This is a genomic window from Kribbella sp. NBC_01484, assembly GCF_036227145.1.
Classification (GTDB): Bacteria; Actinomycetota; Actinomycetes; order Propionibacteriales; family Kribbellaceae; genus Kribbella.
The window spans coordinates 936,845-949,312 of the sequence record NZ_CP109437.1; the positions used below are offsets into that span (position 1 = coordinate 936,845).

A 12,468-nucleotide genomic window follows, 5' to 3' on the forward strand; every position below is an offset into this window, starting at 1 on the left:
AGCCTAAGAGGCATAGAGGACAGCATCTGACCTCTATTACGAAAGACGCTGGCTTCTGGAGTCCGGACGTACGAGCGTGGTCGTGAAGGGGTGGTGAGTGAGATGTTGCTCGTTGTCGGGGGAACCGGAGATCTGGGGCATCGGGTCGTACGGCGCCTGCGCGCACAAGGGAACGCCGTCCGGTGCCTGGTCCGCCCGGGCACCGACGACTCCGGCCTCCTCGAGATCGGCGTCGACGTCGTACGCGGTGATCTCACCCAGCCGGAGAGCCTCCGTGCCGCCTGCGCGGGAGTCGACACGGCCGTGGCGACAGCGACCGTGATCGGACGCCGACTCGCCGGAGCACGTACGCCGTCGATCTTCGAGGCCGACGAGGTGGGGATGGCGTCGTTGGTCGACGCGGCCGAGGCCGCCGGGGTGGAGCGGTTCGTGTACGTCTCGACACGAAGCGACGCTGGGTCGGCACCGACGACGTCGCCGCACTCGTCACCGCCATAGCGGTCGAGACCGATCCACCCGCCGTCGTCGAGTTCGGCGGCCCCGAGGCCATCAGTCGCAACGAAGCCGCCTCGATGGCGGAGGAACTCACCCATCGCCGGATGAAGGTGCAGCACCTGCCCCGGTCGGTCGCCCGGCTCGCGATCCGTCTGCTCGACAAGCGGAACGACGCTCTCGCCTCCATCTTCGGCGCGGGTCTTCTCCAGGACCTCCACGAGTCGCAGTGCGACGACGAGCCGTTGCGGCAGCGCGGCATCAAGCCGACGTCGGCCGGCGACTACCTCCGCGAGCAAGCCCGTCTACTCCACTGAGCCGTGTCCCAATAGCTACCGGCATCGGCGGTCGCGGGCTAAGGTGACGTGGGGGTGGTGAGGCCACCGAACCTGTTGCTGACAAAGGGTTTCGGGCCGATGACGATCGGTGCGAGGCCCAAGACGTCGGGCGTTTGCGACGCCTGCCCGACGTCCCATCGAGTCATGCCTGGATGACGCACTTCGAGGGGGCAACACACGTGGGAACGATCACGACCAGCGACGGCATCGACATCTTCTACAAGGACTGGGGCAGCGGTCAGCCGATCGTGTTCAGTCACGGCTGGCCACTGTCGGCCGACGACTGGGACAATCAGCTGCTGTTCTTCCTGCAGCAGGGGTATCGCGTCGTCGCTCACGACCGCCGCGGTCACGGGCGATCCACGCAGACCGCCGACGGTCACGACATGGACCACTACGCCGACGACCTGGCCGCGGTCGTCGAACATCTCGACCTGCACGACGCCATTCACGTCGGCCACTCGACCGGCGGCGGCGAAGTCACGCACTACCTCGCCCGGCACGGCGAAGGCCGCGCCGCCAAGGCCGCGCTGATCAGCGCGGTACCGCCTCTGATGGTGAAGACCGACGCCAACCCCGAGGGCCTGCCCAAGGACGTCTTCGACGACCTGCAGGCCCAACTCGCGGCGAACCGCTCCGAGTTCTACCGCGCACTGCCGACCGGACCGTTCTACGGCTTCAACCGGCCGGGCGTGGAGTCCTCGGAGGCGATCATCGCGAACTGGTGGCGCCAGGGGATGATGGGCGGCGCGAAAGCTCACTACGACGGCGTCGTCGCGTTCTCCCAGACCGACTTCACCGAAGACCTGAAGAAGATCACCATCCCGGTGCTGGTGATGCACAGCGAGGACGACCAGATCGTTCCGTACGTCGCATCCGGCCCGAAGTCGGCGGCGTTGCTGAAGAACGGGGTCCTCAAGACCTACAAGGACTTCCCGCACGGCATGCCGACCACCCAGGCCGACGTGATCAACGCCGACCTGCTCGAGTTCCTGCAGTCGTAATCCCTTGCTCGACCGCGGTACGGCGTACAACTGTGCGCCGTACCGCAATCACACACGGCTTCGTCATGCTCGACGCCCTCCCGGCGACAGTCGCCTGACGAAAGGACCTTTGGATGTACAGCGATCGACCGCGTGCAGCTCTCTTGCGGGTGTTCACCGTCCTGGCAGCAGTCCTGGCCGTCGTACTGACCGCCGTGACGCCCGCCGCGGCGTCCCACCCCAGCGGCCCGAAACCCACCATCGTGCTGGTGCACGGCGCCTGGGCCGACGGATCCAGCTGGGCCAAGATCACCAGCCGCCTCCTGGACGACGGCTACACAGTGCGCGTACCACCGAACCCACTGCGCAGCCTGCCCAACGACGCCGCGACCATCAAGGACTTCCTCTCCACCCTGTCCGGACCGATCGTCCTGGTCGGGCACTCGTACGGCGGGGCCGTCATCACCAACGCGGCGACCGGCAATCCGAACGTCAAGGCCCTGGTCTACGTCGACGCCTTCGCCCCCGCGGCAGACGAGTCGATCTTCCCGCTGGCCGGCGCGGACTCCGCCCTGGCCGTCCCTGATCCCAGCACCGTCTTCGACTTCGTCCCCTACCCGGGCGCGCCCGCCGGTGACGTCGACCTCTACCTCAAGCACGACACCTTCGTGAACTCGTTCGCGTCCGGGGTCCCCCGCCGCCAGGCCGAGAACCTCTATCCCGCGCAGCGACCCCTCACGCTCGCCGCCGGAAACGGCGTGTCAGGTACGCCGGCGTGGCTGACGATCCGGTCCTGGTATGTGCTCGGCACCAGCGACCTCATCATCACGCCGAAGGCCCAGCTGTTCATGGCCACCCGAGCCCACTCCGCCATCACCCGAATCCCCGACGGCCACCTCGGCCTGATCACCAACCCCCGTCCCATCACCAAGGTCATCGAACAAGCCGCCCGCGCCAGCCACTGAGTCACACGTCGCCGGGCCCAGGCTGCCTTCCGGCTCCCTGGGCCCACCGACGGGCGCGTCGTGCCTTCCCGTGTACTTCGTCGGAGTCAGATGCTCACTCCCCGAGCTGCGCCGACGAGAGCTTGCGCGCGGCAACCGCACAACAGCCTTCGACCAACTGCGATCCCGGGCGCCAGGGAGCAAAAATCGTTTGCGGCCCGGGAGAGGGTAGGACGGTGGGATATTCCGACGCGGACGCTGCCGAGCTCTACGATCTGCTCAACCGGTGGGGGAAGAGCGACGACTTCTACCTGACCTTCGTGATGGGTGCGGGCAGTGTGCTCGACGTGGGGTGTGGGACGGGCGTGCTGCTGGCGCGGGCGCGGGCGGAAGGTCACACCGGACGGCTCGCGGGGATCGATCCCGATGTGTCGATGCTCGAGCGGGCCCGGCGGCGGGTGCCGGATGCGGAATGGGTCGAGGGGAAGGCCGCGGACATCACCTGGCTGGGTGAGTTCGACAGAGCGATCATGGCGAGCAACGCGTTCCAGTTCCTGGTGACAGACCTGGAGGAGTCGCTGCACCGGATCCGGGAGGCGCTCGTCGACGGCGGCCGGTTCGTCTTCGGTACCCGCAACCCGGAGGTCCGCGAGTGGGAGTCGTGGAACCCCACCAACCCGTACGACGTCGTCGACCACAACGGACGCGAACTCCGGATGATCTACCACGTCGAGAAGGTCGAGGGCGACGTGGTCACGTTCACCGAGACGACCGCGCTCCGCGACGACACCCCGCTGCGCACCGACCGCGCCAGCCTCAACTTCCCCGGCGTCGACACGCTGAACGCCGTACTCACCAAGGCCGGCTTCACCATCGAAGCGCAGTACGGCGACTGGTCGCGAGGCCCACTCACCTCCGCCAGCGAGAACATCATCACCGTCGCCCGCCGTTAGCGGGCCTGGAAGACCCCCGACGCGCGGAATGCGGCGTACAACTCCAGCACCACCCGCGTCGGCGGATGCAGGTCCGCCGGTGGTTGATCGAAGAAGGCCGCATCCAGCACCTCGTCCGCCGCAGGACGCAGGTCGCCGGTCCAGCGGCGAGCCTCGAAGCACAGGGCGAAGCAGTGCAGGACGTCACCGTTGGGATAGGTCAGGGTGTGGACGTCGGCCTCCGACAGGCTGGCGAACGGGACCAGGTCCGCCTCCGCGACCACCAACCCGGTCTCCTCGAGGAGCTCACGTGCCGCCGCGGACCGGAAGCTGTCGCCCGGCTCGGCGGCCCCCGCGGGCAGCTCCCACAAGCCGGAGTCCCGACTCCGCTGCAGGAGGACGCGTTCGGCATCGTCGACGACCAGCACTTGTGCGCCCGGCATCAGCAGCGGACGGGAGCCGAGCTGCCGGCGGATGTCCCACAGGTAAGAACCCTCGTACGTCATCGATGAGAGGGTAGGGGCGTGGACTGGGCGAGGCGTCGGGCGGGGTCGTTGCTGGCTGTGGGGCTGTGTTTCGGGCTGGCGTGGACGGCCGCGGTGACGCTCTCGATGCCGAGCTGGTTCGATCCGACCGAGGCCTGCACGCACAAGTTTCCAGCGGCTGCCGACAGTGCGGACGTGACCGTGCGGACGCGGTGGTTCCCACCGGCGGCGAGCTGCGTCTTCGACGGCGACGTCCGTCAGTTCATGTCCCCGGCGCGGTCGGCGGTTCTGTCCGTGACCGGCGTACTGATCCTCGTCGTGCTGCTGACCGGCTTGGTCCTGACGGTACGGCGCCTGTCCGGCGACCCCGGCCCGATCCGGGCGGCCGGCGACGTCAACCTCGGACGACGCAAGTTCAACCAGCTGACCTTCGGCGCGCTCGACATCGCCGTCGTGGTCGCGGTGCTCACGTTCCTCAACGCGACCGCGATCGTCTTCGGCGGCATCGCCGGCGGCGTCCTCTTCATCGTCGTCACGATCACCGGTCTGAGTGGCCTCTGCGTCCTGCTCGATCAGCACATGGGCCCACTTCCCAGTACGGCGCTCGACGGCAGGCGGCGCGGGACGGTCGCCGGAGTCACCGTGTTCGGGGTGATCTTCGCGGCGACTGCGCTCACCGGCCAGCTGCCCTTCTTCCGTCTGTGGTCCGTCCCGCTGGGCGCGATCACCTACGCGGCGGTCGCCGCTGTGCAGTGGTCGCGGGTGCCTAAAGAGGCCAGCCCGGCTCAATATTCTGGTTGAGGTGGAAGACGTTCTCGGGGTCGTACTCGCACTTGACCCGGGACAGCCGGTCGTAGTTCTCCTGGCCGAAGCCCGCGATCACCCGGTTCTGTCCCTCGTTCCCGATGAAGTTCAGGTACACGTACCCCGTCGACCATTCCTGCAGGTCCGAGCAGACGTCCCGCGCCCACCTGATCCCCCGCGTGTCGCCGGCCGGATCCGACCACAGCCCGAACGGGTGGACCACCCACGCGGCCTGGCGATGCGGCTGCGGCCACTTCTCGGCGCTCCGCCGTACCGCACCGCCCCACGGCACGATCGCCTGCTGCGACGGTGACGGCGAGACCATGTCCTGCGCCCGGTCGGCGAACGCCGTGACCGCCGCATCCGGGAACGCGGACAGATGCTCCGCCGACCAGTAGTTGCGGAAGCCTGGCGGATCGTCGAGTGCCGACTGGATGTCCGCGTACGGCATCTCGGCGACCATCTCGGCCTCCGGGGCCAGCGCGAACAACGGCGCGAACACCTCACGGGTCTCCGCCTCGCTGCCGGCGTAGATCGCCGCCGCACCGACGATGAGCTCCCCGTGCAGATGCGTGGGCACGAACTCCTCCGGCGGTCCGGTCAGATAGATCACGCCGCCGCCGAGCTCGTCGGGTGCGCCCTGCTCGATCAGATCCCGGTACGCGCGGAGCACGTCAGGACCCATCGACGCCGGCCACATCAGCAACGCCAACGTTGTCGTGGGCAACTGCTTGAGGTGGAAGGTCAGCGAGGTCGCCACTCCGAAGTTCCCGCCGCCCCCGTGCAGCGCCCAGAACAGCTCGGCGTTCTTCGTCTCGTCCGCGATCAGCAACCGCCCGTCCGCCGTGACCAGCTCCACCGAGATCAGCGCGTCACACGCGAGCCCGAACTTCCGCTCCAGCCACCCGGATCCGCCCCCGAGGGTCAGCCCGGCGACCCCGGTCGTCGACGCCCGCCCACCGGTCGTCGCCAGCAGGTACTTCTGACCGGCCCGGTCGACATCACCCCAGGTCGCACCCCCGCCGACCCGCGCGATCCGGGCGAACGGGTCGACCTGGACGCTGTTCATCCGGCGCAGGTCCACGACCAGACCACCCTCGGTGACCGCCGTGCCCGCCACCCCGTGACCGCCGCCGCGGACCGCGACCTCCAGGCCCTGGCCGACGCCGTACCGCACCGCCGCCTGGACGTCGGCCGCCGACTCGCACTGCGCGATCATCGCCGGCCGCTTGTCGATCATCCCGTTGAAGACCGTCCGGGCGTCGTCGTACGCCGCGTCGCCGGCTCGCAGCAGCACGCCCCCGAAACCCTGCGGTCTCGACCACTCGATCGTCTCGGACATGGTGGAACTCCCCCTCGCGCACACTCCCCCAGGTGATCCACCGATGGTCCACCGCGACCCGGACCCGGTCAACGCCTGGACGCTTACCCCGCGATGACGGGATTCCCTTGCCTACCAAGGGCTCTCAGCCGGTCACAGCTGGAAACCAGGCACGCACCGGTCAACGACGGGACGAGAACGCCTAGGCTGACAGTCATGGTCGACGTACTAGGTGGTGCGGGTGGGGTCCTGACCGAGGACGAGGTGATCGGCTTCGTCCGTGGGTCGCTGGCCGGTGCGGGGCTCGAGGGGCGCAGCGTATGCGTGATCGTCCCGGACGCCACCCGCAGCTGCCCGCTGCCGCTGCTGCTGCGGGCCGTCCACGGCGCGCTCGACGGCCGCGTCTCCCGGCTCACCATCTTGGTTGCCCTGGGCACCCATGCGGAGATGACCCCCGAGCAGCTCCGCGAGCACCTCGGCGCCGACTACCCGAACGTGATCAATCACGAATGGTGGAAGCCCGACACCTTCACCGAGCTCGGCACGATCAGTTCGGACCGGGTCGGTGAGATCTCCGACGAGATGCTGCGCGACGAGGTCCCGGTGCGGCTCAACCGTGCCGTGGTCGAGCACGACGTCGCGCTCGTCGTCGGACCGGTGTTCCCGCACGAAGTCGTCGGCTTCTCCGGCGGCAACAAGTACTTCTTCCCGGGCGTCGCGGGCCAGGAGGTCATCGATCTGAGCCACTGGCTCGGCGCGCTGATCACCAGTGCCAGCATCATCGGTACGCCGGGCACTACGCCGGTCCGCGCGCTCATCGACGAGGCCGCCGCGATGATCCCGGCCGAGAAACTCGCGCTGTCCGTCGTCGCCCAGTCCGGCACCGACGCCCTGCACGCGATCGCCTTCGGCGACACGATCTCGTCGTGGCAGGCCGCCGCCGAGATCTCCGCGCAGACCCACGTCCGGTACGTCGACCACCCGGTCGAACGAGTCGTGTCGGTGATGCCGTCGAAGTACCAGGACATCTGGACCGCGGCCAAGGGCTTCTACAAGGTCGAGCCGATCGTCGCGGACGGCGGCGAGGTCATCCTCTACGCCCCGCACGTCACCCAACTGGCGGCGATGCACCCGGAGATCGAGGAGATCGGCTACCACTGCCGCGACTACTTCCTCGGCCAGTGGGACCAGTTCCGCGACCTGCACTGGGGCGTACTCGCGCACTCGACCCACCTGCGCGGCGCCGGCAGCTGGGATCCCGCCACCGGCGAGCATCTCCGCGTCCGGGTCACCCTCGCCACCGGCATCCCGGAGGACGTCGTCCGCCGGGCCAACCTCGGCTACCTGGATCCCGCGACCGTCGACCTGGCCGCGTACGACGAGGACCCCGGCACGCTCGTCATACCCAACGCCGGCGAGATCCTGCACCGGCTCGTCTGACCGGCGGACGCCAGACACTCACCAACGCCACCCAACCGGTCGCGAGGCAGCGGATTCACGCTCCGGCCCAGCAGCAGGGTCAGCGTTGGTGAGTGGCTCACGTCCGGCTGACCCTTCCGCCGTCGAGTGACCCGCCGGTAACCTCAGGCAGTATGGCTGAGGTTGTCATCGTGGGATCCGGGTTCGCCGGGTTGTGTATGGGCATCAAGTTGCAGCAGGCCGGCTGTGAGGACTTCGTCATCCTGGAGAAGGCGGACGACCTCGGCGGCACCTGGCGGGACAACACGTATCCCGGCTGCGCCTGCGACATCCCGTCGTACCTCTACTCGTTCTCGTTCGAGCAGAACCCGGGCTGGACGCGGATGTTCGCACCGTGGGACGAGATCCTCGCCTATCTGCGGCACTGCGCGGACAAGTACGGGATCGCGGACCGGATCCGGTACGGCGCGGAGGTCACCGAGGCGGTGTTCGACGACGCGACCGGCCGGTGGACCGTGACCGTGAACGGCTCGGAGACGATCGAGACCCAGGCCCTGGTCGCGGGCGTCGGCAGCCTGCACCGGCCCAAGCTGCCCGACATCCCCGGTCTCGACTCCTTCGGCGGTACGACGTTCCACTCGGCGCAGTGGGATCACTCCCACGACCTGCGCGGGCGGAACGTCGCGGTGATCGGGACCGGGGCGTCGGCGATCCAGTTCGTGCCGCAGATCGCCCCGGAGGTCGCCCAACTGGACGTCTACCAGCGGACGCCACCGTGGATCACCCCGAAGCCGGATCGCCCGATCGGCCCGCGGGAGCGCCGGCTGCACGAGCGGTTCCCGGCCGGGCAGCGGGCGATCCGGAACGCCGTCTACTGGGGACTCGAGGGCCGCGGCGCCGGCTTCGCGGGCAACCCGAAACTGATGAAAGGCCTTGAACTCCAGGCGAAACGGCACCTACGCAAGCAGGTCGCCGATCCCGAACTGCGCGCCAAGCTGACCCCGGACTACCAGATCGGCTGCAAGCGGATCCTGCTCTCGAACGACTACTACCCCGCGCTCACCCGGCCGAACGTCGACGTCGTCACCACCCCGATCGCGCGGGTCACGCCGACCGGCGTGGTCACGAGCAACGGGACCGAGCGGGCCTGCGACACGATCGTGTTCGGCACCGGCTTCGAGGTGTCGGCCAACCTGACCCGGATGCCGATCCTGGGCAAGGACGGCGTCGACCTGGCCGACCACTGGAAGCGCAACGGCATCGGCGCCCACCTCGGCATCACCGTTGCCGGCTACCCCAATCTCTTCCTGCTGGTCGGGCCGAACACCGTGCTCGGCCACTCCTCGATGGTCTTCATGATCGAGGCCCAGGTCCGCTACGTGATGCAGGCCCTGCACCTGCTGCGGCGCCGGGGAGCGTCGTACGTCGAGGTCCGCGAGGACGCCCAGGAGCGGTTCGTCGACGGGGTCCAGAGCGAGCTGGACGAGACCGTCTGGCACTCCGGCTGCAACAGCTGGTACCTGGACGCCGCCGGCCGCAACTCGACCACCTGGCCCGAGTTCACCTTCTCCTACTGGCGCCGCACCCGCCGCCTCGACCCGACCGACTTCGTGCTGGTCCACTAGGGGTTCCCCGCACTCCTGAAGGAGGAGGGGGCAGGGTTCGCCGTACGACCTTGGGATGAAGGAAAGACCGGTCCGAGGGCCGATGTCCGGAGCGCCTCGGCGAGGGATTCTTGAGGTATGGAAATCCTTGAGATCGCCGGAGTGGCGGCCGTCGTGATCGGCATCGTGGTCATGGCGCTGCTCGCCATCGTGCCTTCGGTCGTAGACCGATAAGTCTCCCGTCAGGGAGTCAGTCGGCGGACAAGTGGACCAAGAGGTCCTGCCGGGTCAGAACGCCCACCGGCTTGCCGTCGTCCAGCACCATCAGGGCGTCTCGGCCCTCGAGCAACTCGACCGCCTTGGTGACCGGTTCGCCGGCGCCCAGGGACGGCAGTGCCGGGTCCATGTGCAGCTCGACCATGTCGGCCAGCCGCGCCTTGCCGGAGTACAGGGCGTCCATCAACGTCCGCTCCGACACCGCGCCGGCCACCTCGGCCGCCATCACCGGCGGCTCGGCCCGGACGACCGGCATCTGCGAGACGCCGTACTCGCGCAGGATCTCGACCGCCTCGGCGATCGTCTCGTGCGGATGGGTGTGCACCAGCGGCGGCAGGCTGCCGTCCTTGCCGGCCAGGATCTCGCCGAGCGTGACCCCGTGCCGGGCGTGCGCGAGGAATCCGTACTGCGCCAGCCAATCGTCGTTGAAGACCTTGGTCAGATAACCGCGGCCGCCGTCCGGCAGCAGTACGACGATGACGGCTTCCGGGTCGTCGAGCTCATGCGCCAACCGGATCGCCGCCGCGGCCGCCATGCCCGCCGAACCGCCGACCAGCATGGCCTCCTCGCGGGCCAGCCGCCGGGTCAGCGCGAACGAGTCCGCGTCCGACACCTCGATCACCCGGTCGCAGATGGTCCGGTCGTACGTCTCCGGCCAGAAGTCCTCACCGACGCCCTCGACCAGGTACGGCCGGCCGGTGCCGCCGGAGTACACCGAGCCCTCCGGGTCGGCGCCGATGATCTGCACCTTCCCGCCGGAGACCTCCTTGAGGTACTTGCCGACGCCCGTGATCGTGCCGCCGGTGCCGATCCCGGCGACGAAGTGGGTGATCTTCCCGTCGGTCTGCTCCCACAGCTCCGGACCGGTGGTCTCGTAGTGCGAGCGCGGGTTGTTCTGGTTGGCGTACTGGTTCGGCTTCCAGGCGCCCTCGATCTCGCGGACCAGGCGGTCGGAGACGTTGTAGTAGGAGTCCGGGTGCTCCGGCGCGACCGCGGTCGGGCAGACCACGACCTCCGCGCCGTACGCCTTGAGCACGTTGCGCTTGTCCTCGCTGACCTTGTCCGGGCAGACGAAGACGCACTTGTAGCCCTTTTGCTGGGCGACCATCGCGAGCCCGACCCCGGTGTTGCCGGAGGTCGGCTCGACGATCGTGCCGCCGGGCTTGAGCTCGCCGGAGGCCTCCGCGGCCTCGATCATCCGGACCGCGATCCGGTCCTTCACCGAGCCGCCGGGATTGAAGTACTCGACCTTGGCGAGCACGAGCGGCTTGGCGCCGTCGGTCGTCTTTCCCAGCTTCACGAGCGGGGTGTTGCCGACCAGGGCCAGGAGAGATTCTGCGTAGCGCACAGCTTCACTGTAGTGATCTGCGCGTCGTTCCCCTATTTTCACTTGCATCGCTGTCACAGCGTGTAATCCTTGACTCATGAGTAGAGTCGGGGCCGCGAAGCGACTGGCCCAGGCCGCAGCTGTGGGGGGCGGGGGACTCGGGCTCATCGGTGCCACGTTGTACGGCGTACTGACCGCTGAGGCCGAGTATGCCAAGCGCGTGATCGGACCGATGCGCTACTACCCGACTCCGGGCGACGGCCTGTTCGGCCGGTATCCAGGACGTCCGATCACTTTCGCCATGATCGGCGATTCCAGTGCCGCCGGTTACGGCACGGACTCGCCGGACGAGACCCCGGGCGTGCTGCTGGCGTCCGGCCTCGCCGAGCTGGCCCAGCGTCCGGTGCGGCTGGCCGACGTGTCGAAGACCGGCGCGAAGTCGACCGATCTGGCGGCCCAGGTCGACGCCGCACTGCAGGCCGGACCGCATGTGGCCGTCATCCTGATCGGCGTCAACGACGTGAAGGCGAAGATGCCACCGTCAACCTCCGTGCGGCTGCTGTCGACCGCGGTCCGCAGGTTGCGGGCCGCGAACTGTGAGGTGGTGGTGGGTACCTGCCCGGACCTCGGCGTGATCCGGACGATCATGCCGCCGCTGCGGCAGGTCGCCCGGTCCTGGGGCCGCCGACTGGCCGCCGCTCAGACCATCGCAGTGGTCGAGGCAGGCGGCCGGTCCGTGTCTCTGGGCTCTCTGCTCGGCGAGGTGTTCCGGACCAACCCGTCGATGTGGGGGCGGGACAACTTCCACCCTTCCGCCACCGGGTACGCCGCCGCCTCCGCCGCACTGCTGCCGTCGGTGGCGGCAGCGATGGGGGTCGGGCCGGAGTCCTTCGTGCCACCGGAGACGTTCCGGGGCGAGGCGATCCTGCCGATCGCGGAGGCCGCGGTCCAGGCCGCCCGAACCGCGGGGACCGAGGTCGCGGCCACCGAGGTCGCCGGGCACGAGCGCGGTCCACGCGGACGCTGGGCCACCCTCCGCCATCGCCGCCGGCACCCGGAGACCGACGTGGAGCGCATCGACGAGGGGACCGCGGACACCGTACCGGTGGGGAACTGAACCGGGTCCCCGGATTCTTCAGGCTGTGCGTCCGCTGAGCGGCGACATACATGAAGAAGGTCTTGCCTGTGGGCGTCCTCGTGGTGCACAGTCGATAACTACGCGGTACCCCGATAAACGGGAGGCGAAGATGGGCTTGAGCCACTCCGAGGAGACGCACCAGCGTCTGGTGGAGAGGGTGCCCAGGTGCACCGGACGCGAGATGACCGAGTGGTTCGAGCTGATGAACGACGGACCGTCGTTCCTGCGCTTCGATGACAGAGTGAGATGGCTTTCCAGCGAGTACGCCCTCGCGCACGGGCACGCAACCGCCATCGTCCACGAGTACGACTTGGTCAAGGCGCACCGGCGAATGGGCTGACGAGCCGAACAGGAGTCTGAGAAAACAGAAGGCCTGCCCTTTCAGGTGGAGGGGCGGGTCTTCTT

General features: G+C 68.6%; 14 protein-coding genes. 11 read left to right on the top strand and 3 right to left on the bottom strand.

All coding sequences use genetic code 11. The annotated features are described in order from the left end of the window. Nucleotides 1–102: 102 nt before the first annotated feature. From OG555_RS04560 to OG555_RS04580, 6 genes are all read left to right on the top strand, one after another. A complete protein-coding gene (locus tag OG555_RS04560) occupies nucleotides 103–498 on the top strand; it encodes an SDR family oxidoreductase (RefSeq protein ID WP_329484767.1) in 396 nt (131 codons plus the stop codon). Nucleotides 499–572: 74 nt separating this feature from the next. Then, entirely contained in the window at nucleotides 573–809 is a 237-nt protein-coding gene (locus tag OG555_RS04565) for a hypothetical protein (protein WP_329481415.1), read from the top strand. Between the two features lie 200 nt (nucleotides 810–1,009). Further along, nucleotides 1,010–1,834 (top strand): alpha/beta fold hydrolase, encoded by an 825-nt coding sequence (locus tag OG555_RS04570; protein WP_329481416.1) that lies wholly within the window; start codon nucleotides 1,010–1,012, stop codon nucleotides 1,832–1,834. Nucleotides 1,835–1,947: 113 nt separating this feature from the next. Then, a complete protein-coding gene (locus OG555_RS04575) occupies nucleotides 1,948–2,778 on the top strand; it encodes an alpha/beta fold hydrolase (RefSeq protein ID WP_329481417.1) in 831 nt (276 codons plus the stop codon). Between the two features lie 70 nt (nucleotides 2,779–2,848). Continuing rightward, entirely contained in the window at nucleotides 2,849–2,989 is a 141-nt protein-coding gene (locus tag OG555_RS42720; protein WP_442914483.1) for a phosphotransferase-like protein, read from the top strand. Nucleotides 2,990–2,993: 4 nt separating this feature from the next. Then, complete coding sequence (locus tag OG555_RS04580; RefSeq protein ID WP_329481418.1) at nucleotides 2,994–3,710, top strand: class I SAM-dependent methyltransferase; 717 nt, start codon at nucleotides 2,994–2,996, stop codon at nucleotides 3,708–3,710. Here the strand turns inward: OG555_RS04580 and OG555_RS04585 are convergent. Then, the gene (locus OG555_RS04585) at nucleotides 3,707–4,195 is read right to left on the bottom strand and encodes an NUDIX domain-containing protein (RefSeq protein WP_329481419.1); all 489 of its coding nucleotides are present in this window, start codon (nucleotides 4,193–4,195) and stop codon (nucleotides 3,707–3,709) included. The genes OG555_RS04580 and OG555_RS04585 overlap by 4 nt on opposite strands. An 18-nt stretch (nucleotides 4,196–4,213) precedes the next feature. On the opposite strand from OG555_RS04585, the gene OG555_RS04590 reads away from it, so the two are divergent. Next, on the top strand, nucleotides 4,214–4,975 hold the full coding sequence (locus OG555_RS04590; protein ID WP_329481420.1) for a hypothetical protein: 762 nt from the start codon (nucleotides 4,214–4,216) through the stop codon (nucleotides 4,973–4,975). Here the strand turns inward: OG555_RS04590 and OG555_RS04595 are convergent. After that, complete coding sequence (locus tag OG555_RS04595) at nucleotides 4,941–6,320, bottom strand: FAD-binding oxidoreductase (protein WP_329481421.1); 1,380 nt, start codon at nucleotides 6,318–6,320, stop codon at nucleotides 4,941–4,943. The two genes, OG555_RS04590 and OG555_RS04595, sit on opposite strands and share 35 nt — an antisense overlap. Nucleotides 6,321–6,515: 195 nt before the next feature. On the opposite strand from OG555_RS04595, the gene OG555_RS04600 reads away from it, so the two are divergent. Both OG555_RS04600 and OG555_RS04605 read left to right on the top strand, forming a co-directional pair. Next, complete coding sequence (locus OG555_RS04600) at nucleotides 6,516–7,739, top strand: lactate racemase domain-containing protein (RefSeq protein ID WP_329481422.1); 1,224 nt, start codon at nucleotides 6,516–6,518, stop codon at nucleotides 7,737–7,739. A 152-nt stretch (nucleotides 7,740–7,891) separates the two neighbouring features. Beyond that, the gene (locus tag OG555_RS04605; RefSeq protein WP_329481423.1) at nucleotides 7,892–9,343 is read left to right on the top strand and encodes a flavin-containing monooxygenase; all 1,452 of its coding nucleotides are present in this window, start codon (nucleotides 7,892–7,894) and stop codon (nucleotides 9,341–9,343) included. 229 nt (nucleotides 9,344–9,572) lie between these two features. Here the strand turns inward: OG555_RS04605 and OG555_RS04610 are convergent, their stop codons facing one another. After that, the gene (locus OG555_RS04610; protein WP_329481424.1) at nucleotides 9,573–10,946 is read right to left on the bottom strand and encodes a cystathionine beta-synthase; all 1,374 of its coding nucleotides are present in this window, start codon (nucleotides 10,944–10,946) and stop codon (nucleotides 9,573–9,575) included. Between the two features lie 76 nt (nucleotides 10,947–11,022). On the opposite strand from OG555_RS04610, the gene OG555_RS04615 reads away from it, so the two are divergent. Continuing rightward, on the top strand, nucleotides 11,023–12,042 hold the full coding sequence (locus OG555_RS04615; protein ID WP_329481425.1) for an SGNH/GDSL hydrolase family protein: 1,020 nt from the start codon (nucleotides 11,023–11,025) through the stop codon (nucleotides 12,040–12,042). Between the two features lie 202 nt (nucleotides 12,043–12,244). Next, a complete protein-coding gene (locus OG555_RS04620) occupies nucleotides 12,245–12,403 on the top strand; it encodes a DUF4287 domain-containing protein (RefSeq protein WP_328526676.1) in 159 nt (52 codons plus the stop codon). Nucleotides 12,404–12,468: the final 65 nt, after the last annotated feature.

Coding starts and splice junctions, on each gene's coding strand:
- OG555_RS04605 (WP_329481423.1), top strand. CDS start 7,892: ATGGCTGAGGTTGTCATCGTGGGATCCGGGTTCGCCGGGTTGTGTATG.
- OG555_RS04565 (WP_329481415.1), top strand. CDS start 573: ATGGCGGAGGAACTCACCCATCGCCGGATGAAGGTGCAGCACCTGCCC.
- OG555_RS04585 (WP_329481419.1), bottom strand. CDS start 4,195: ATGACGTACGAGGGTTCTTACCTGTGGGACATCCGCCGGCAGCTCGGC.
- OG555_RS04615 (WP_329481425.1), top strand. CDS start 11,023: ATGAGTAGAGTCGGGGCCGCGAAGCGACTGGCCCAGGCCGCAGCTGTG.
- OG555_RS04560 (WP_329484767.1), top strand. CDS start 103: ATGTTGCTCGTTGTCGGGGGAACCGGAGATCTGGGGCATCGGGTCGTA.
- OG555_RS04595 (WP_329481421.1), bottom strand. CDS start 6,320: ATGTCCGAGACGATCGAGTGGTCGAGACCGCAGGGTTTCGGGGGCGTG.
- OG555_RS04600 (WP_329481422.1), top strand. CDS start 6,516: ATGGTCGACGTACTAGGTGGTGCGGGTGGGGTCCTGACCGAGGACGAG.
- OG555_RS04620 (WP_328526676.1), top strand. CDS start 12,245: ATGACCGAGTGGTTCGAGCTGATGAACGACGGACCGTCGTTCCTGCGC.
- OG555_RS04575 (WP_329481417.1), top strand. CDS start 1,948: ATGTACAGCGATCGACCGCGTGCAGCTCTCTTGCGGGTGTTCACCGTC.